This is a genomic window from uncultured Massilia sp., from assembly GCF_913773735.1.
In the GTDB taxonomy this organism is placed as follows: Bacteria; Pseudomonadota; Gammaproteobacteria; order Burkholderiales; family Burkholderiaceae_D; genus Telluria.
Map to the genome: position 1 here is coordinate 237,144 of NZ_CAJYEB010000037.1, position 18,445 is coordinate 255,588.

Below are 18,445 nucleotides of genomic sequence, written 5' to 3' on the forward strand. Positions count from 1 at the left end.
TCCCGCTTACTTATTGGGGCAGCTTGCTGACCGACACGTGCTGCAGCAGGTCCGCGACCGACACTTGCAGCGGGTCGGTGAACGGTGCCGGATACAGGCCCATGTAGATGGTCAGGATGGCGAGCACGCCCAGCATGAAGAACTCGCGGCCGTTCAGGTCGGTCAGCTCGGCGACGTGCTTGTTGCCGATCTTGCCGAACACGACGCGCTTGACCATCCACAGCGAGTAGGCGGCGCCCAGGATCAGGGCGGTCGCGGCCAGCAGGCCGGTCCAGAAGTTGAACTGGACGGCGCCCAGGATGACCATGAATTCGCCCACGAAGCCCGAGGTCGCCGGCAGGCCGCAGTTCGCCATGGCGAACAGGACCGAGAACGCGGCGAACTTCGGCATCGTGTTGACGACGCCGCCGTAGTCGGCGATCTGGCGCGAGTGCATGCGGTCGTACAGCACGCCGATGCACAGGAACATGGCGCCCGACACGAAGCCGTGCGAGATCATCTGCACGATGCCGCCCTGCACGCCGATCTCGTTGAAGATGAAGAAGCCCAGCGTGACGAAGCCCATGTGGGCGATCGACGAGTAGGCCACCAGTTTCTTCATGTCGGCCTGCACCATCGCGACCAGGCCGACGTAGATCACGGCGACCAGCGACAGCACGATGATCAGCGGCGCCAGGTAGTGCGAGGCGTCCGGGGCGATCGGCAGCGAGAAACGCAGGAAGCCGTAGCCGCCCAGTTTCAGCATGATCGCGGCCAGCACGACGGAACCGCCGGTCGGCGCTTCGACGTGGGCGTCCGGCAGCCAGGTGTGCACCGGCCACATCGGGACCTTGACGCCGAAGGCCATCAGGAAGGCGAGGAAGATCAGGACCTGCTCGGTCATGTCCAGGCGCGTGGCGTGCCACGACAGGATGTCGAAGGTGCCGCCCGACTTGTTGTACAGGTAGATGATCGCGATCAGCGTCAGCAGCGAACCCATGAACGTGTACAGGAAGAACTTGAATGCCGCGTACACGCGGTTCGGGCCGCCGAACACGCCGATGATGATGAACATCGGGATCAGGGTGGCTTCGAAGAAGAAGTAGAACAGCAGGCCGTCGAGCGCGACGAACACGCCGATCATCAGGCCCGACAGCAGCAGGAACGACCCCATGTACTGGGCCACGCGTTCCTGGATCACTTCCCAGGCCGAGATGATCACGATGATCGTGATGAAGGCGGTCAGCGGCACGAACCACAGCGACAGGCCGTCGATGCCCAGGTAGTACTGGATGTTGAAGCGCTCGATCCAGGCGGCCTTCTCCACGAACTGCGGTCCGTGGGCGGCCTTGTCGAAGTGCGTGAACAGCGGGATCGTCGGCAGGAAGCTGACGATCGCGCCGACCAGCGCCAGCACGCGGGTGAAGCCGGCGCGGCTGTCGCGGCCGGCGGCCAGGACGATCAGGCCGCAGACGATCGGCAGCCAGACCGACAGGCTAAGGTATGGAGGAAAGGTTGAAATCGTGGACTGCATTGTTTTTCTCTCTCTTAAGCGCGCCAGAACGGGAAGAAGTACAGCAGCGTACCCAGCACGCCCAGGATCATCACGAACGCATAGTGGTAGATGTAACCAGTCTGGAACGTACGGACGATGGTCGAGAACCAGCCGACCAGCTTGGCGCTGCCGTTGACGACGAAACCGTCGATCAGCGCGCGATCGCCCACCTGCCACAGGCCCTTGCCCAGCAGGCGTGCGCCGCCGGCGAACACGACTTCATTGAACTTGTCCATGTAGTACTTGTTGTCCAGCAGCGTGTGGATCGGCTTCAGGGCCTTGTAGAAGGCCGCCGGCACGCGCGGATTGATCATGTAGCAGTAGTAGGCGGCGACGACGCCGGCCAGGGCGAGCCAGAACGGCGCGGTGGTGAACGCGTGCACGCCCATGGCGGCGGCGCCGTGGAACTCGTGCGCCAGCTCTTCCATCGCCGGGTGGTTCTCGCCGATGAAGATGACGCCCTTGAAGAAGTCGCCGAACAGCATCGGGCCGATCGCCAGGAAGCCGATGATCACCGACGGGATCGCCAGCAGGATCAGCGGCAGCGTGACCACCAGCGGCGACTCGTGCGGCTTCTGGCCCGGGGCCAGGCCGTGGTGGCCGTGGTCGTCTTCTTCCTCCTCGTGGTGCGCGTCCGAATCGTGCAGGGCGTGCGCGTCGTGGCCGTGGGCCGCCTTGGCCTGGTCGTGCGCGTCGTGCGCATGCGCGTGGGCGTCGTGGCCATGGTCATGCGCCTTGCCGAAACGCTCTTCGCCGTGGAACACCAGGAAGTACATGCGGAACGAGTAGAACGCCGTGATGAACACGCCGGCGGTCACCGAGAACGCGGCGAAGCCCGAACCCCACAGGTGGGAAGCGTGCACCGCCTCGATGATCGAGTCCTTCGAGTAGAAGCCCGAGAAGAACGGCGTGCCGATCAGGGCCAGCGAGCCGAGCAGCGAGGTGATCCAGGTGATCGGCATGTACTTGCGCAGGCCGCCCATGTTGCGCATGTCCTGGTCGTGGTGCATGCCGATGATGACCGAACCCGCGCCGAGGAACAGCAGCGCCTTGAAGAAGGCGTGGGTCATCAGGTGGAACACGGCCACGTTGTAGGCCGACACGCCCAGCGCGACGGTCATGTAGCCCAGCTGCGACAGCGTCGAGTAAGCGACCACGCGCTTGATGTCGTTCTGGATGATGCCCAGGAAGCCCATGAACAGCGCGGTGATCGAGCCGATGACGATGATGAAGGACAGCGCGGTGTCCGACAGCTCGAACAGCGGCGACATGCGCGACACCATGAAGATGCCGGCGGTAACCATGGTCGCGGCGTGGATCAGCGCCGAGATCGGGGTCGGGCCTTCCATCGAGTCCGGCAGCCAGACGTGCAGCGGGAACTGCGCGGATTTGCCCATCGCGCCGATGAACAGGCAGATGCAGGCGGCGGTCAAGAGCGGCCAGCCCAGGCCCGGCACGGTCATCGAGGCCAGCTGGTCGGCCTTGGCGAAGGTCTCGCCGTAGTGCATGGTGCCGGTGGCCGCCAGCAGCAGGCCGATGCCGAGGATGAAGCCGAAGTCGCCGACGCGGTTCACCAGGAACGCCTTCATGTTCGCGAAGATCGCGGTCGGGCGGGTGTACCAGAAGCCGATCAGGAGGTAGGAAACCAGGCCCACCGCTTCCCAGCCGAAGAACAGCTGCAGGAAGTTGTTGGACATGACCAGCATCAGCATCGAGAACGTGAACAGCGAGATGTACGAGAAGAAGCGGTTGTAGCCGTCGTCCTCGGCCATGTAGCCGATCGTGTAGATGTGCACCATCAGCGAGACCGAGGTCACCACGCACATCATCATCGCGGACAGCGCGTCGATCTGGAAGCCGACGGCCATCTTCAGCGTGCCGATCGTCATCCAGGTGTAGACGTCGCCGTTGAAGGTGGCGCCGCCCATCACGTCGCGCAGCGTCATGATCGAGATGACCAGGGCGACGAACACGCCCAGGATGGTGGCCGTGTGGGAGACCTTGCGGCCGACCACGTTGCCGAAGAACTTGGTGCCGAGCAGGCCGGCGATCGCCGAGCCCACGAGCGGCGCCAATGGCACCGCCAGCAAGAGGTTAGGGTTAATTTGCCCCGCCATATTGAACCTTTGTCTTATTTATCAGGAGGTTGACAGACAAACCGCTTAGCCCTTCAGGCTGTCGAGGTCTTCCACGTTGATCGTGTCCAGGTTACGGAACAGGACCACCAGGATCGCCAGGCCGATCGCCGATTCGGCGGCCGCGACAGTCAGGATGAAGAACACGAAGATCTGCCCTGCCGCGTCTCCCAGATAGTGCGAGAACGCCACAAAGTTCAGGTTCACTGCCAGCAGCATCAGTTCGATGGCCATCAGCAGGATGATGATGTTCTTCCGGTTCAGGAAAATACCGACCACCGAGATCGCGAACAGGATCGCGCCCAGGATCAGGTAATGAGCGAGCGATACGGTCATGGCGTCTCCTTCTTGTCGGCCTGGGTTGCTGCTGCGGCGGCGGCCGCTGCGATTGCGGCGTCGTCGATCGCCTTCTGGTTCACCGCCTGCATCTTGACGATCTTCAGGCGGTCGTTGCGCTTGACGCGGACGGCGACGCCCGGGTCGATGGCCTTGCTGTCCTTGCGCTTGCGCAGGGTCAGCGCGACGGCGGCGATGATCGCCACCAGCAGGATCAGGCCGGCGATCTCGAAGCCGTAGATGTACTGGGTGTAGATCAGCTTGCCCAGCTCGCGGGTGCCGCCGATGTGGCCGACGGCCGCCTCGGTGGGCGCCGCGGCGGTGCCGATGAAGCCGCGCCACAGGACGGCGGCCATTTCCAGGACGATCAGGGCGCCGATGACCGAGGCCAGCGGCAGGTAGCCCCAGAAGCCTTCGCGCAGGCGGTCGACGTTAATGTCGAGCATCATCACGACGAACAGGAACAGCACCATGACGGCGCCGACGTAGACCAGCACCAGCACGATGGCCAGGAACTCGGCCTTCAGCAGCATCCAGATGCCGGCAGCGTTGAAGAACGCGAGCACCAGGAACAGCGCGGCGTGGACCGGGTTCCTGGCGGTGATGACGCGCAACCCGGCCAGTACCATGACGGCCGAGAACACGTAGAAAAGAACGGTAGTGAAATCCATGGGTTACGCTTGTGCCCTCTTGTTGTTAGCGGTACTTGGCATCGGCTTCGCGCGCGGCGGCGATGTCGTTCTCGTAGCGGTCGCCCACGGCCAGCAGCATTTCCTTGGTGTAGTACAAGTCGCCGCGTTTCTCGCCGTGGTATTCCAGCACCTGGGTCTCGACGATCGAGTCGACCGGGCAGGACTCTTCGCAGAAACCGCAGAAGATGCACTTGGTCAGGTCGATGTCGTAGCGCGTCGTGCGGCGGGTGCCGTCGTCGCGCTGCGCCGATTCGATCGTGATGGCCATGGCCGGGCAGACCGCTTCGCACAGCTTGCAGGCGATGCAGCGCTCTTCGCCGTTGGGGTAGCGGCGCAGCGCATGCAGGCCGCGGAAGCGCGGCGAGATGGGGGTCTTTTCTTCCGGGTACTGGACCGTGATCTTGCGCGAGAACGCGTAGCGCCCGGTCAGGGCCAGCCCCTTCAGCAGCTCGGTCAGCATCAGGCTGCCGAGAATCTCTTTTACTCGAGTCATTTTTTGTGCTTCCTTACTTCCAGATGTTCCACGGCGATTGCATCCAGCCTGCAACCAGCACGAGCCAGATCAGGGTCAGCGGGATGAACACTTTCCAGCCCAGGCGCATGATCTGGTCGTAGCGGTAGCGCGGCCAGCTGCCACGGACCCAGACGAACAGCGAGACGACCAGGAAGGTCTTCAGGAACAGCCAGAAGAAGCCGCCGAAGCCGCCGCCGATGTCGAGGAAGCTGAACGGCGCGGACCAGCCGCCCAGGAACATGATCGATGCCAGCACGCCGACCAGGATCATGTTGGCGTACTCGGCCAGCATGAACATGGCGTAGGACATGCCCGAGTATTCGACCATGTGGCCGGCCACGATCTCGGATTCGCCTTCCACCACGTCGAACGGGTGGCGGTTGCACTCGGCCAGGCCGGAGGTGATGTAGATGACGAACAGCGGCAGCAGCGGCAGCCAGTTCCACGACAGGATGTTCACGCCGTGCTCGGCGAACATGCCGCGGGTCTGGCCGGCGACGATGTCCGAGAAGTTCAGGCTGCCCGACACCATCAGCACGACGACCATCACGAAGCCCATCGGGATCTCGTACGAAATCATCTGGGCCGAGGCGCGCATCGCGCCCATGAACGAGTACTTCGAGTTGGCGGACCAGCCGGCGATGATGATGCCGTACACTTCCATCGAGGTGATCGCCAGCAGCAGCAGCAGGCCGGCGTTGACGTTCGCCAGCGCCACTTCCGGGCCGAACGGCACGACCGACCAGGCGGCCAGCGCCGGCATGATGGTCATCAGGGGGCCGATGACGAACAGGCTCGGGGTGGCCTTGGCCGGCACCACGATTTCCTTCAGCAGCAGCTTCAGGGCGTCGGCGATCGGCTGCAGCAGGCCCATCGGGCCCACGCGGTTCGGACCCACGCGGATGTGGATCCAGCCGATCAGCTTGCGCTCCCACAGCACCAGGTAGGCCACCAGGCCCATCAGCGGCAGCAGCACGCAGACGATCTTCAGCAGCGTCCACGCCACCGGCCACACGGTCGGGCCGAGCAGGTTGGCGCCGCCGGCGTTCAGGTTGTTGATCAGATCAGGCACCGACATTATTGGCCCTCCCCTGCTTTAGTGACATTGATGGGACCAAACATGTCGCCCAGGACCGACGTCAGCTCGTGGGCCGCGGCCACGCGCACGACGTTCGCCGGCAGGCGGGTGTCGACGTTGGCTGCCAGCACGACGCTGCCCGCGCCCTGCGCGACCTTGACCAGGTCGCCGGTGTTCACGCCCAGCTGTTCGGCCAGTTGCGCCGAGATGGTCGCCAGCGGCGCCTGGGCGTCGGCCGTGCGCAGCAGCGGTTCGGAACGGCGCGCGATGGCGTCGGCGAAATAGATCGGCACGTCGGCCAGGCGCTCCAGCTGCTGGCCGTCGCCGTAGGCGGCGGCGGTCGGGGCCAGTTTGGCCACGTTGTTCAGCTTGGCGGACAGGTCGGTGTTGCCCTTGCCCAGCGCTTCGTCGCGGATCGATTCCGAGTTCTCGTAGTCGAAGCCCGACAGGCCCAGCAGGTTGCCCAGCACGCGCAGCACCTTCCAGGCCGGACGGGTCTCGCCCAGCGGCTTGACGGTGCCGTTGAAGCTCTGCGCGCGGCCTTCGCAGTTGACGAAGGTGCCGGCGGTCTCGCTGAACGGCGAGATCGGCAGCAGCACGTCGGCGTAGTCCATGCCGTGCTTGAACGCGGACATCGCGACGACCATCTCGGCGCCCTGCAGCGCCTTGACGGCCTGCTGCGGGTTGGCGGCGTCCAGTTGCGGCTCGGCGTTCAGCAGCACGTAGGCTTTCTTCGGCTCGGCGAACAGCGCCGCGGCATGCTTCGAGGTCGCATTGACCAGGTAGCCGCCGACGGTGTTGGCGGCTTCGACGAAGTAGCCGAATTTGGCGTCGGTCTGCTCGGCGATCCACTGGGCGACGGCGTGCAGCTTCGATGCCTGCGGGTGGTTCGCGGCGGCATTGCCCAGCAGGACGGCGCCCGGCAGGTCGGCGGCGTTGTCGACGACCAGCGTCGCGGCGATGGCCTTGGCGACGTCGCCCGCTTCGATCGCGTCGAAACCGGCGGGTGCGGCGATGCCCTTGGCGGCGGCGACGGCGACGGCGATTTCCGACAGCGCGGCCAGCCAGTCGCTCGGGGCGGCGATCAGGCGGTTGGCGGTCGGGATCAGGTTGTCGTCGGCGGAACCGTGGACGATCGACAGCCTGGCGCCCGACTTGACGGCGGCGCGCAGGCGCAGCGCGGCCAGCGGGTGGTCCTTGCGCAGGAACGAGCCGACCACCAGCACGCGCTGCAGGTTGGTCAGTTCGGCGATCGGCATGCCCAGCGACGGGACGACCTGGCCGTCCAGCGCGAAGTCGGCCTGGCGCAGGCGGAAATCGACGTGCTCGATGCCGAAGCCGCGCATGGCCTTCTGCAGCAGGTACAGCTCTTCCACCGTCGAGTGGGCGGTGCCGATGGCGGCGATGCTGTCGGCGCCGTGCTCGTGACGGATGTTGCGCAGGCCGTGGGCGACGTACTCCAGGGCGGTCTGCCAGTCGGTCTCGACCCACTTGTTGTCCTGCTTGACCATCGGGACGGTCAGGCGCGAGGCATTGTCCAGCGCCTCGTACGAGAAGCGGTCCTTGTCCGACAGCCAGCATTCGTTGACGTGCTCGTTTTCCAGCGGCAGCACGCGCATGACCTTGCCGCCCTTGACCTGGACGATCAGGTTCGAACCGAGCGAGTCGTGCGGCGACACCGAGCGGCGGCGCTGCAGTTCCCACGGACGGGCCGAGTAGCGGAACGGCTTGGACGTCAGCGCGCCGACCGGGCACAGGTCGATCATGTTGCCCGACACTTCGGAGTCGACGGTCTTGCCGACGAAGGTGGTGATCTCCGAGTGCTCGCCGCGGCCGACCATGCCGAATTCCATCACGCCGGCCACTTCCTGGCCGAAGCGCACGCAGCGGGTGCACTGGATGCAGCGCGACATCTCTTCCATCGAGATCAGCGGACCGGCTTCCTTCGGCGCCACGACGCGCTTCTCTTCCTGGTAGCGCGAGCCGCTCTTGCCGTAGCCGACCGCGAGGTCCTGCAGCTGGCATTCGCCGCCCTGGTCGCAGATCGGGCAATCCAGCGGGTGGTTAATCAAGAGGAATTCCATCACCGACTTCTGCGCGTGCACCGCCTTGTCGCTGTGGGTGCGCACGATCATGCCCGGCGAGACCGGGGTGGCGCAGGCCGGCAGCGGCTTCGGTGCCTTCTCGACTTCCACGAGGCACATGCGGCAGTTGGCCGCAATCGACAGCTTCTTGTGGTAGCAGAAATGCGGGATGTAGGTTCCCAGTTTGTTTGCGGCGTCCATCACCATCGAACCCGGTGGGACTTCGACTTTCTTGCCGTCTAATTCGATTTCAACCATTTGATCTTTGCCTGACCTGGTTAGAGGTAAGTCGGCACCAAGCAGTGCTTGTGCTCGATGTGATATTCAAACTCCTCGCGGAAGTTGCGGATCATGCCTTCGACCGGCATCGCGGCGGCGTCGCCCAGGGCGCAGATGGTGCGGCCCTTGATGTTGCCTGCGATATTGTTCAGCATGTCCATGTCTTCCGGACGGCCCTGGCCGTTCTCGATGCGGTGCACCATGCGGTACAGCCAGCCGGTGCCTTCGCGGCACGGCGTGCACTGGCCGCACGATTCCTCGTAGTAGAAGTACGACAGGCGCAGCAGCGACTTGACCATGCAGCGGGTCTCGTCCATGACGATCACGGCGCCCGAGCCCAGCATCGAACCGGCCTTGGCGATCGAGTCGTAGTCCAGGTCGGTGTCCATCATGACCTCGCCGCGCACGACCGGCGCCGACGAACCGCCCGGGATCACGGCCTTGATCTTCTTGCCGCCGCGCATGCCGCCGGCCAGCTCCATCAGCTTGGCGAACGGGGTGCCCAGCGGGACTTCGTAGTTGCCCGGACGCTCGACGTCGCCCGAGATCGAGAAGATCTTGGTGCCGCCGTTGTTCGGCTTGCCCAGCGCCATGTATTCGGCGGCGCCCATGTTCAGGATGAACGGAACGGCCGCGAAGGTCTCGGTGTTGTTGATCGTGGTCGGCTTGCCGTACAGGCCGAACGAGGCCGGGAACGGCGGCTTGAAGCGCGGCTGGCCCTTCTTGCCTTCGAGCGACTCCAGCAGCGCGGTTTCCTCGCCGCAGATGTAGGCGCCGTAGCCGTGGTGGGCGTGCAGCTGGAACGAGAAGTTCGAGCCCATGATCTTGTCGCCCAGGAAGCCGGCGGCGCGCGCCTCTTCCAGCGCTTCCTCGAAGCGCAGGTAGTCCTGGAAGATTTCGCCGTGGATGTAGTTGTAGCCCACGGTGATGCCCATCGCGAACGCGCCGATGGCCATGCCTTCGATCAGCGCATGCGGGTTGTAGCGGATGATGTCGCGGTCCTTGAACGTGCCCGGCTCGCCTTCGTCGGTATTGCAGACGAGGTATTTCTGGCCCGGGAACTGGCGCGGCATGAAGCTCCACTTCAGGCCGGTCGGGAAACCGGCGCCGCCGCGGCCGCGCAGGCCGGAGGTCTTCAGGTCGGCGATGATGGTTTCCGGCGTGATCCCCTCTTCCAGGATGCGGCGCAGCGCCGAATAGCCGCCGCGCTTGACGTAGTCGGCCAGGCGCCAGTTGTCGCCGTTCAGGTCCTTCAGGATCAGCGGATTGATGTGACGGTCGTGCAGGCTGGTCATTTGTTCAGTTCCTCCAGCAGGGCGTCGATCTTCTCGTCCGACATGAACGAGCACATGCGGTGGTTGTTCACCAGCATGACGGGTGCGTCGCCGCAGGCGCCCATGCATTCGCCCTCGACCAGCGTGAACTGGCCATCCTCGGTGGTTTCGCGGTAGTCGATGCCCAGGGCATCCTTGATGCGCTGGCCGGCGCGCTCGCCGCCCGACAGGGCGCACGGCAGGTTGGTGCACACGGTGATCTTGTGCTTGCCGACCGGCTTGATGTTGTACATATTGTAGAAGGTGGCCACTTCCTGGACGGCGATGGCGGGAATGCCGATGTAGTCGGCGACTTCCTGCATCGTTTCCGGCGACAGCCATCCCTTTTCGACCTGCGCATGGGCCAGCGCGGCCATCACGGCCGACTGGCGCTGGTCGGCCGGGTACTTGGCCAGTTCGCGGTCGATTTTTTTATAGCACTGCTCAGATAACATGATATCTCTCTGCCTTTCTTACCGGTCGATCGAGCCGAACACGATGTCCTGCGTGCCGATGATGGTGACGGCGTCGGCGATCATGTGGCCGCGCGCCATTTCGTCCAGGCTCTGCAGGTGGGTGTAGTCCGGGGTGCGGATCTTCAGGCGATACGGCTTGTTGGCGCCGTCCGACACGATGTAGATGCCGAACTCGCCCTTCGGGTGCTCGACCGCCGCATAGGCCTCGCCCGGCGGGACGTGGAAGCCTTCGGTGAACAGCTTGAAGTGGTGGATCAGCGATTCCATATTGGTCTTCATGTCCACGCGCGACGGCGGGGCGACCTTGTTATTGCTGGTCATGACCGGGCCCGGGTTCGCGCGCAGCCAGGTGATGCACTGCTTGATGATGCGGTTGGCCTGGCGCAGCTCTTCCACGCGGACCAGGTAGCGGTCGTAGGAGTCGCCGTTGGTGCCGACCGGGATGTCGAAGTCGAGCTGGTCGTAGACCGCGTACGGCTGCTTCTTGCGCAGGTCCCAGGCGACGCCCGAGCCGCGCAGCATCGCGCCCGAGAAGCCCATCGCCATCGCGTCTTCCGGCGAGACGACGCCGATGCCGACCGTGCGCTGTTTCCAGATGCGGTTGTCGGTCAGCAGGGTCTCGTACTCGTCGACGTAGCCGTCGAAGCGTTGGGTGAAGGACTCGATGAAGTCGAGCACCGAACCCTGGCGGGTCTCGTTCAGCTCGTCCACCGCGCGCTGGCTGCGCATCAGGGACGGCTTGTGCTGCGGCATGCGGTCCGGCAGGTCGCGGTACACGCCGCCCGGGCGGTAGTAGGCCGCGTGCATGCGCGCGCCCGAGACGGCCTCGTAGACGTCGAACAGGTCTTCGCGGTCGCGGAACGCGTACAGGAACGGGCCCATGGCGCCGATGTCCAGCGCGTGCGCGCCCAGCCACATCAGGTGGTTCAGGATGCGGGTGATCTCGTCGAACATCACGCGGATGTACTGCGCGCGCACCGGCACGTCCACGCCCAGCAGCTTCTCGATGGCCAGCACGTAGCCGTGCTCGTTGCACATCATCGAGACGTAGTCGAGGCGGTCCATGTACGGCACGGACTGCAGGTAGGTGCGGGTTTCCGCCAGCTTCTCGGTGCCGCGGTGCAGCAGGCCGATGTGGGGGTCGGCGCGCTGGATCACTTCGCCGTCCAGCTCCAGCACCAGGCGCAGCACGCCGTGCGCCGCCGGGTGCTGCGGACCGAAGTTCAGGGTGTAATTCTTAAGCTCTGCCATTATTTCATCCCGTAGGTTTCTTCGCGGATCACGCGCGGAATGTTCTCGCGCGGTTCGATCGTGACCGGTTGGTAGATCACGCGCTTCTGTTCGGGGTCGTAGCGCATCTCGACGTAGCCCGAGATCGGGAAGTCCTTGCGGAACGGATGGCCGATGAAGCCATAGTCGGTGAGGATGCGGCGCAGGTCGCCGTGGCCTTCGAACAGGATGCCGAACAGGTCGAACGCTTCGCGCTCCGGCCAGTTCGAGGAACGCCAGATGCCGGTGACCGAGTCGACCATGGGCATGTCGTCGTCCGGGCAGAACACGCGCACGCGCACGCGCCAGTTGTGCGTGATCGACAGCAGCTGCGAGACGACCGCGAAACGCAGGCCATCCCAGGTGCCTTCGCCGTAGGACTGGTAGTCCACGCCGCACAGGTCGATCAGTTCTTCGAAACGGAGCTGCGGGTCGTCGCGCAGGGTCTTCATCGCCGCCAGGTAGTCGGCGGCCTTGACCACCACGGTCACTTCGCCGAGCGCCGAGGTAATGGCTGCGCGCTCGCCCAGCGCATTCTTCAGGGCGAGTTCGAGGGCTTCGAGTTTTGTCGTCATTGTGGGAACCAGCTTGGATTAACGCGCGATCGTGTTGGTGCGCTTGATCTTGTTCTGCAGTTGGATGATGCCGTACAACAGGGCCTCGGCCGTCGGCGGGCAGCCCGGCACGTAGACGTCGACCGGGACGATGCGGTCGCAGCCGCGCACCACCGAGTACGAGTAGTGGTAGTAGCCGCCGCCGTTGGCGCACGAGCCCATGGAGATGACCCAGCGCGGCTCGGCCATCTGGTCGTAGACCTTGCGCAGCGCCGGCGCCATCTTGTTGCACAGGGTGCCGGCCACGATCATCACGTCGGACTGGCGCGGCGACGGGCGGAACACGACGCCGAAGCGGTCGAGGTCATAACGGGCGGCGCCCGCATGCATCATCTCGACCGCGCAGCAAGCCAGGCCGAACGTCATCGGCCACATCGAGCCGGTGCGCGCCCAGTTGATCAGCTTGTCGGCTGTGGTGGTAACAAAACCTTCGTTTAAAACGCCTTCAATAGCCATGGCTTATTCCCAATCAAGGGCACCTTTCTTCCAGATGTACCAGAAACCGACGACGAATTCGGCGATGAAGACCATCATCGTGACGAACCCGGCCCAGCCCAGCTCGCGCATCGAGATGCCCCAGGGGAAGAAGAATGCCGTTTCCAAGTCAAACAAAATAAACAGGATCGCGACCAGGTAATACCGGACGTCGAACTTCATGCGCGCGTCTTCGAAGGCTTCGAAGCCGCATTCATACGGAGAGAGCTTGGCCGCATCGGGACGGTGCGGACCGACCAGGCGGCCGAGGAGCTGCGACGCGACACCGACGACGGTGCCGATCACGATGAAGAGCAGGACGGGGAAATAATTCTCGAGGTTCACGGTGAAGCCTTCTTGAACGATCGGTTGATAAAACACTGCATTGACAGCAGTACCGCATCGCGCAACCCTGGCTTCGAGCCTTCCACCAGGATCGTACGACTTGGAGACCACGAATCACTCAGCTCGCGTTGCCGTACCGACCCTAAAGGCTCGCCGTATCTTGCATACGGCCGGGCTTCTCGGGCCTGAACCGCCATCGCTTGCGATGGTGCTTCGAAGCCTCCGACAGATCCTCGTAAAAAAGCCAGCTGAGGCAAGGAGCGGAGCTCTGCGCCCTAGCTGGCTTTCTGTATCTTGGTGCCGACGGCGAGACTCGAACTCGCACAGCTTGCGCCACTACCCCCTCAAGATAGCGTGTCTACCAATTTCACCACGTCGGCTGGAGACCAGTATTCTACCCTGTCTTAGCCGCATTTTTCAATGCTCAAATTGACCTAGTACAAGGAAAAATACTATTTTTCCCAACAATTTTAGAACTGTATTCACAATCCAGCGGAATGCGGGAACCGCTACGACACACGATGGCGGCTACCCGCCATGGATACTACCCGTTCCGGCCAGACGGGCGCGCACGTGCGCCCGTCCGCGGCCGGAATGTAAAAATACTACGGCTTACTTGGCCGGAGCGGCCGGGGCGGCCGGAGCGGCCGGGACGTCCTGGGTCGACGGCGCGGCCGGCACGGCGGCCGGGGCGGCCTGCGGCACGGTGGCCGGGACGGCGTCGCCGGCCGACGGCGCCTTGGCCGGGGCGGCCGGCACGCGGTCCATCACGCCGCCGCCGACGGCGGCCGCATGCGGGCGGTTGCTGCCGAAATAGGCCAGCGCGAGGGTCGAAGCGAAGAACACGGCGGCGGCGACGGCGGTCGACTTCGACAGGAAGTTCGAGGAGCCGCTGGCGCCGAACAGGCTGCCGGAAGCGCCGGAACCGAAGGCCGCGCCCATGTCGGCGCCCTTGCCGTGCTGGACCAGCACCAGGCCGATGATGGCCAGCGCGGAGATGACCTGTACGATGACGATCAGATTGAACAACACGTTCATTATTTATTCCATTCCAAGGTTGACTACTACGTTGCTGATTCTTCGCTTCGGACTACGGATACTGCCGACCTGCCTGTTGCACACCTGATGCGTCGCCCCGGCCTGCGCCGGGGCGACGGTTTGACTGCCACTTCCCCGGTCACGCCGCGTGGATGATGGCCAGGAAATCCTGCGCCTTCAACGCCGCCCCACCGATCAGCCCGCCGTCGATGTCCGGCCGGGCCAGCAATTCCCGCGCATTCTCCGGCTTCATGCTGCCGCCGTACAGGATGCGCACGCCGGGCGCCGCGTCCGCGTTGCGCGCGGCGAGCTGGGCGCGCAGGCCGGCGTGGACGTCCTGCGCCACGTCCGGCGTCGCGTTCCTGCCGGTGCCGATCGCCCATACGGGCTCATAGGCCACGACGATCCGCGCCACCTGCTCCGGCGCGAGCAGCTCGAGCACGGCGCCCAGCTGGCCGCCGACCACCTGCATCGTCTCGCCCGCCTCGCGCTGCGCCAGCGTCTCGCCGACGCAGACGATCGGCGTCATGCCTTCGGCCAGCACCGCCTGGGCCTTGCGCGCCACCAGGTCGCTGTCCTCGCGGTGGTAGGCGCGGCGCTCGGAGTGGCCCACGATCACGTAGCGGCAGTCGAACTCGGCCAGCATGCTGGCGCAGATCTCCCCCGTGTACGCGCCGCAGGCGTGCATCGACACGTCCTGCGCGCCCCAGGCCACCGGCGTGCCCGCCAGCGCGTCCTGGCATTGCTGCAGGTAGGGCGCCGGCACGCATACCGCGGCCTCGGCGCGGGCATCGTCCAGTCCGGCGACGATGCCCTCGAGCAGCGCCGCATTCGCCGCGCGGCTGCCATTCATTTTCCAGTTGCCTACGATGAGTTTCGTGCGCATCAGACCCCCATCGTCAAATAACCCGTTATTCTAACGGTCGCGGTAGAGCCGGTCAAACGCCGGCCGCTCGCCAGGATATGCGCCATGACGCCTCCTCACGCCGACGCGACGTCGAGCACGATCTTGCCCACGTGCGCGCTGCTTTCCATCAGCGCGTGGGCCTGGGCGGCCTGCGCGAGCGGGAAGACCTGGTGGATCACCGGCTTGATGCGGCCGGCCGCCAGTAGCGGCCAGACGGTCTCGCGCAATTCCTTCGCCACCTGCGCCTTGAACGCCACCGGGCGCGGGCGCAGCGTGGAGCCGGTGATGGTCAGGCGCCGGCGCAGCACCTGGCCGAGGTCGACGTTGGCCTTGGCGCCGCCCAGCAGCGCGATGATGACGATGCGGCCGTCGTCGGCCAGGCACGCCACTTCGCGCGCGACGTAGTCGCCGCCGACCATGTCCAGCACCACGTCGACACCCTTGCCGCCCGTGATCTCCTTGACGACGGCGGCGAAATCCTCCGTCTTGTAGTCGATCGCGCGCTCGGCGCCGAGTTCCTCGCAGGCGCGGCACTTGTCGGCGCTGCCCGCCGTGGCGAACACGCGGTGGCCCAGCGCCGTCGCCACCTGGATCGCGGTGGTGCCGATGCCCGAGCTGCCGCCCTGCACCAGCAGCGTCTCGCCGTCCTTCAGGCCGGCGCGCTGGAACACATTGCTCCAGACGGTGAAGAAGGTCTCGGGCAGCGCGGCCGCCTCGACCATCGACAGGCCGTCCGGCACCGGCAGGCACTGCGCCAGCGGCGCCGCGCAGTATTCGGCATAGCCGCCGCCCTGGACCAGCGCGCAGACCTTGTCGCCCTTGCGCAGGCCGCTGCCGGCCAGGTCGCCGTCGACGATCTCGCCGGCGACTTCCAGGCCCGGCAGGTCGGACGCGCCCGGCGGCACCGGGTACTGGCCGAGGCGCTGGAACACGTCGGGCCGGTTGATGCCGGCCGCGTGGACCTTGATGAGGATTTCCCCGGGCTTGAGCTCGGGGAGCGGCCGCTCGCACGGCTGGAGGACCTCGGGTCCGCCGTACTGCGTAATCTCGATAGCACGCATATCACACCTTACTTAGTTAAATAAAGAGCAATTGTACGCGAGCGGTCGGCGAGGTCCAAGGGGATAGCGTGGCGGAACATTGCTGATAACGCTACCAATGCGCAATGTCATGCCCCGCGGGTGGGGCGGAAAGCAAAACCGCCAGCAGGCTGGCGGTGTCGTCCATGTGCCGCGTCCGCGGTCCCGGGACGCCGGTGGGCACGATGCGAGGTCGCCGCCGTTGCGGCGCACGCTGCCCGGGGCCGGCGTCCGCGGTCACCGTGGCAAGCTTATTTCTTGTCGTTCTTGTGGCTCTGCGCGCCGGCCTTGGCGTGCTGTTCCGGCGTGCCCCCGCGCGTGCCGCCGCCGGCCTGCCGGTTGCCGCCCTGGTTCTGGCTCTGCTGGCTGCCGCCGTCGTTCTTGTGGCTCATCGCGCCGGCCCGCCGCGCTTCTTCCGAATTGAATTCGTGGGCGTTGCCGGATGCATGGGCGGCCTTGCCGCCCTCCGATGCGATCTCGCGCTGCTTCTGCGGATCCATCGATGCGAAACCGCGGTTGCTGGTGTCGCCGCCCTGCTTGTTGCCTTGGTTTGCCATGATTGCCTCCAGTGGTTGATGCTCCCGCAGTCCGTTGGCACGGACCGGGAATCGACCATGCTAGACCCGAACCATGTCCCCGGCCATGGCAGACCGACAACCCGCTGTAGGACGGGCGCCAGCCGCGCTGTCGGCGACCTCCTTGCGCCGACCTCCTCGCGGCGGCCGGCGGCGCGGCCCGGTCAGGCGCCGCCGCCCCCGGTGCGCGACTGCGCCGGCAGCGGCGTGCCCGGCTTCCAGTTGCGCGACAGCGCCTGCGCTTCCTCCAGCTGCTCCTGCGTCATCTGGCGCGCGAGGCTGGCGCGCTGCTCGATGGCGTTGCGGTGGCCGTTGGCGGCGGCCAGGTTCCACAGCATGTAGGCGATCACGACGTCCTGCGGCATGCCCGCCACGTGGTAGCGGTACATCAGGCCGAGCGCGTGCTGGGCGTCGGGATGGTCCTGCTCGGCCGCCTTGCGGAACCACTGGACGGCCAGCTTCTGGTCCTGGGGCACCGAGTTGCCGGTGTAGTACATGGCGCCGATCACGTATTGGGCGTCGGCCTTGCCCTGCAGCGCCGCCTTGTAGTGCCAGGCGAACGCCTGCTTGTAGTCGCGCGCGACGCCGCGGCCCATGTAGTACATCAGGCCCAGCAGGTGCTGGGCGTCCGCGTTGCCGGCCCTGGCCAGCGGCGTGATTTCCTTCAGGGCCAGCGCATAGTTGCGGGCATTGTAGGCATTGGCGCCTTCGGTGAAGCCCGCCGTCGCGCTACCGTGCAGGCCCAGCGCGAACAGGATCGCAATGGTCAGTTTTCTCATCGTCTCGTTCGGAGCGGATCGCCCTCGCGGGCGTTTTCTTGTTCTGCCAATCGTGGCGGAGGTCCGGCCTGCTGCCAGCCGGCGCCGTCTTATTTCCAGCTCACCTTGCCCAGCCCGTCGACCGCGACCTTGCGGTTCAGGGGCTTGCCGTACACGGTGACCGAACCCAGGCCGGACAGGTTCAGGTTGACGCTCTGGTGCGCCGTGACGCTGGCATTGCCCAGGCCGGACAGGTCGATGTCGACCGTGTCGGCGCTGAAGCCCTGCGCGTCCAGGTTGCCCAGGCCGCCGAGGTCGGCCTTGAGCCATGTGGCGCGTCCGCTCAGCGCCACGTAGCCGGCGCCGCCCAGGTTCAGCGCCACGCCCTCCCCGCTCAGGCCCTGTAGCTGCATGCTGCCGATCCCGCCCAGGCTGGCCGTCACCAGGCGGTAGTTGCCCGACACCTTCATCGAACCGGCGCCGTCCAGCGTCAGCTCGAGTTCGTCGCCCGAGAAGCCGGACACCTCGGTCGCGCCTAGGCTCTCGGACGTCACCGCGCGCAGCGCCGGCAGCACCAGTTCGGCATGCAGCGCCCCGCGGCGCAGGCGCCCCTGCACGTCGGTGTCGATGCTCAGCGTGTCGCCGCTTTCCACGATCGTGGTCCTGGCCAGCCAGCGCGGGTCGCCCGTGAGCGTCAGCACCGGCGGATTGCCCTGGCGCACCCGCAGGTCGACCGCACCGTCGAGCTTGACGCGCACCACGCGCGCATCGACCTGGCGCGTCTCGGTGCCGACACCGTCGGACGCCGCCTGCGCGCTCCCGAGCGCCGTGCACAGGCCCGCAAGCGCCAGTCCGAGCGAAAACACATTGTTCATCCACATCTCCCGCATGCCGTTGCCGTTTCCAGAAAGTCCATGCAGATACATTAACGTCAAGGTCCATCCA

At 65.4% G+C, this 18,445-nt stretch carries 19 protein-coding genes and 1 tRNA gene; all 20 read right to left on the bottom strand.

Going from position 1 to position 18,445, the window contains the following annotated elements:
- Positions 1-10: 10 nt before the first annotated feature.
- Positions 11-1,513 carry an NADH-quinone oxidoreductase subunit M gene (locus QZ749_RS19885; RefSeq protein ID WP_296950245.1) on the bottom strand — a complete coding sequence of 501 codons (1,503 nt, stop codon included), beginning with the start codon at positions 1,511-1,513 and terminating at the stop codon, positions 11-13.
- A 14-nt stretch (positions 1,514-1,527) separates the two neighbouring features.
- Positions 1,528-3,651, bottom strand: coding sequence for an NADH-quinone oxidoreductase subunit L (gene nuoL / locus QZ749_RS19890; RefSeq protein WP_296950248.1), 2,124 nt, complete (start codon positions 3,649-3,651; stop codon positions 1,528-1,530).
- 45 nt (positions 3,652-3,696) lie between these two features.
- Positions 3,697-4,005: an NADH-quinone oxidoreductase subunit NuoK gene (nuoK, locus tag QZ749_RS19895; protein ID WP_170203380.1), complete on the bottom strand. Its 309-nt coding sequence runs from the start codon at positions 4,003-4,005 to the stop codon at positions 3,697-3,699.
- Entirely contained in the window at positions 4,002-4,676 is a 675-nt protein-coding gene (locus QZ749_RS19900; protein ID WP_296950259.1) for an NADH-quinone oxidoreductase subunit J, read from the bottom strand. The genes nuoK and QZ749_RS19900 overlap by 4 nt, the downstream gene beginning before the upstream one ends.
- 25 nt (positions 4,677-4,701) lie before the next feature.
- Positions 4,702-5,190, bottom strand: coding sequence for an NADH-quinone oxidoreductase subunit NuoI (nuoI, locus tag QZ749_RS19905; RefSeq protein ID WP_296950263.1), 489 nt, complete (start codon positions 5,188-5,190; stop codon positions 4,702-4,704).
- A gap of 13 nt (positions 5,191-5,203) precedes the next feature.
- A complete protein-coding gene (nuoH, locus tag QZ749_RS19910; protein WP_296950265.1) occupies positions 5,204-6,289 on the bottom strand; it encodes an NADH-quinone oxidoreductase subunit NuoH in 1,086 nt (361 codons plus the stop codon).
- Positions 6,289-8,631, bottom strand: coding sequence for an NADH-quinone oxidoreductase subunit NuoG (gene nuoG / locus QZ749_RS19915; protein ID WP_296950267.1), 2,343 nt, complete (start codon positions 8,629-8,631; stop codon positions 6,289-6,291). The genes nuoH and nuoG overlap by 1 nt, the downstream gene beginning before the upstream one ends.
- A 20-nt stretch (positions 8,632-8,651) precedes the next feature.
- On the bottom strand, positions 8,652-9,947 hold the full coding sequence (gene nuoF, locus QZ749_RS19920; RefSeq protein ID WP_296950270.1) for an NADH-quinone oxidoreductase subunit NuoF: 1,296 nt from the start codon (positions 9,945-9,947) through the stop codon (positions 8,652-8,654).
- On the bottom strand, positions 9,944-10,420 hold the full coding sequence (gene nuoE / locus QZ749_RS19925; protein ID WP_296950272.1) for an NADH-quinone oxidoreductase subunit NuoE: 477 nt from the start codon (positions 10,418-10,420) through the stop codon (positions 9,944-9,946). The genes nuoF and nuoE overlap by 4 nt, the downstream gene beginning before the upstream one ends.
- Before the next feature lie 18 nt (positions 10,421-10,438).
- The gene (locus QZ749_RS19930) at positions 10,439-11,692 is read right to left on the bottom strand and encodes an NADH-quinone oxidoreductase subunit D (protein WP_296950274.1); all 1,254 of its coding nucleotides are present in this window, start codon (positions 11,690-11,692) and stop codon (positions 10,439-10,441) included.
- Positions 11,692-12,285, bottom strand: a complete 594-nt coding sequence (locus QZ749_RS19935; protein ID WP_296950276.1) for an NADH-quinone oxidoreductase subunit C — start codon at positions 12,283-12,285, stop codon at positions 11,692-11,694. Before QZ749_RS19935 ends, QZ749_RS19930 begins: the two co-directional genes overlap by 1 nt.
- Positions 12,286-12,303: 18 nt before the next feature.
- A complete protein-coding gene (locus QZ749_RS19940) occupies positions 12,304-12,780 on the bottom strand; it encodes an NADH-quinone oxidoreductase subunit B family protein (RefSeq protein ID WP_135190173.1) in 477 nt (158 codons plus the stop codon).
- A 3-nt stretch (positions 12,781-12,783) separates the two neighbouring features.
- Positions 12,784-13,143 (bottom strand): NADH-quinone oxidoreductase subunit A, encoded by a 360-nt coding sequence (locus QZ749_RS19945; protein ID WP_296950328.1) that lies wholly within the window; start codon positions 13,141-13,143, stop codon positions 12,784-12,786.
- Positions 13,144-13,438: 295 nt separating this feature from the next.
- A tRNA-Leu gene (locus QZ749_RS19950) sits at positions 13,439-13,523 on the bottom strand.
- A gap of 232 nt (positions 13,524-13,755) precedes the next feature.
- Positions 13,756-14,181, bottom strand: coding sequence for a preprotein translocase subunit SecG (gene secG / locus QZ749_RS19955; protein ID WP_296950283.1), 426 nt, complete (start codon positions 14,179-14,181; stop codon positions 13,756-13,758).
- Between the two features lie 139 nt (positions 14,182-14,320).
- Positions 14,321-15,067 carry a triose-phosphate isomerase gene (gene tpiA / locus QZ749_RS19960; RefSeq protein WP_296950286.1) on the bottom strand — a complete coding sequence of 249 codons (747 nt, stop codon included), beginning with the start codon at positions 15,065-15,067 and terminating at the stop codon, positions 14,321-14,323.
- 95 nt (positions 15,068-15,162) lie between these two features.
- On the bottom strand, positions 15,163-16,149 hold the full coding sequence (locus QZ749_RS19965; protein WP_296950289.1) for an NAD(P)H-quinone oxidoreductase: 987 nt from the start codon (positions 16,147-16,149) through the stop codon (positions 15,163-15,165).
- A gap of 269 nt (positions 16,150-16,418) precedes the next feature.
- On the bottom strand, positions 16,419-16,724 hold the full coding sequence (locus QZ749_RS19970; protein WP_296950293.1) for a KGG domain-containing protein: 306 nt from the start codon (positions 16,722-16,724) through the stop codon (positions 16,419-16,421).
- 182 nt (positions 16,725-16,906) lie between these two features.
- The gene (locus QZ749_RS19975) at positions 16,907-17,521 is read right to left on the bottom strand and encodes a tetratricopeptide repeat protein (RefSeq protein WP_296950295.1); all 615 of its coding nucleotides are present in this window, start codon (positions 17,519-17,521) and stop codon (positions 16,907-16,909) included.
- 89 nt (positions 17,522-17,610) lie between these two features.
- On the bottom strand, positions 17,611-18,375 hold the full coding sequence (locus tag QZ749_RS19980; RefSeq protein ID WP_296950299.1) for a GIN domain-containing protein: 765 nt from the start codon (positions 18,373-18,375) through the stop codon (positions 17,611-17,613).
- Positions 18,376-18,445 lie beyond the last annotated feature (70 nt).

Coding starts and splice junctions, on each gene's coding strand:
- QZ749_RS19885 (WP_296950245.1), bottom strand. CDS start 1,513: ATGCAGTCCACGATTTCAACCTTTCCTCCATACCTTAGCCTGTCGGTC.
- nuoL (WP_296950248.1), bottom strand. CDS start 3,651: ATGGCGGGGCAAATTAACCCTAACCTCTTGCTGGCGGTGCCATTGGCG.
- nuoK (WP_170203380.1), bottom strand. CDS start 4,005: ATGACCGTATCGCTCGCTCATTACCTGATCCTGGGCGCGATCCTGTTC.
- QZ749_RS19900 (WP_296950259.1), bottom strand. CDS start 4,676: ATGGATTTCACTACCGTTCTTTTCTACGTGTTCTCGGCCGTCATGGTA.
- nuoI (WP_296950263.1), bottom strand. CDS start 5,190: ATGACTCGAGTAAAAGAGATTCTCGGCAGCCTGATGCTGACCGAGCTG.
- nuoH (WP_296950265.1), bottom strand. CDS start 6,289: ATGTCGGTGCCTGATCTGATCAACAACCTGAACGCCGGCGGCGCCAAC.
- nuoG (WP_296950267.1), bottom strand. CDS start 8,631: ATGGTTGAAATCGAATTAGACGGCAAGAAAGTCGAAGTCCCACCGGGT.
- nuoF (WP_296950270.1), bottom strand. CDS start 9,947: ATGACCAGCCTGCACGACCGTCACATCAATCCGCTGATCCTGAAGGAC.
- nuoE (WP_296950272.1), bottom strand. CDS start 10,420: ATGTTATCTGAGCAGTGCTATAAAAAAATCGACCGCGAACTGGCCAAG.
- QZ749_RS19930 (WP_296950274.1), bottom strand. CDS start 11,692: ATGGCAGAGCTTAAGAATTACACCCTGAACTTCGGTCCGCAGCACCCG.
- QZ749_RS19935 (WP_296950276.1), bottom strand. CDS start 12,285: ATGACGACAAAACTCGAAGCCCTCGAACTCGCCCTGAAGAATGCGCTG.
- QZ749_RS19940 (WP_135190173.1), bottom strand. CDS start 12,780: ATGGCTATTGAAGGCGTTTTAAACGAAGGTTTTGTTACCACCACAGCC.
- secG (WP_296950283.1), bottom strand. CDS start 14,181: ATGAACGTGTTGTTCAATCTGATCGTCATCGTACAGGTCATCTCCGCG.
- tpiA (WP_296950286.1), bottom strand. CDS start 15,067: ATGCGCACGAAACTCATCGTAGGCAACTGGAAAATGAATGGCAGCCGC.
- QZ749_RS19965 (WP_296950289.1), bottom strand. CDS start 16,149: ATGCGTGCTATCGAGATTACGCAGTACGGCGGACCCGAGGTCCTCCAG.
- QZ749_RS19970 (WP_296950293.1), bottom strand. CDS start 16,724: ATGGCAAACCAAGGCAACAAGCAGGGCGGCGACACCAGCAACCGCGGT.
- QZ749_RS19975 (WP_296950295.1), bottom strand. CDS start 17,521: ATGAGAAAACTGACCATTGCGATCCTGTTCGCGCTGGGCCTGCACGGT.
- QZ749_RS19980 (WP_296950299.1), bottom strand. CDS start 18,375: ATGAACAATGTGTTTTCGCTCGGACTGGCGCTTGCGGGCCTGTGCACG.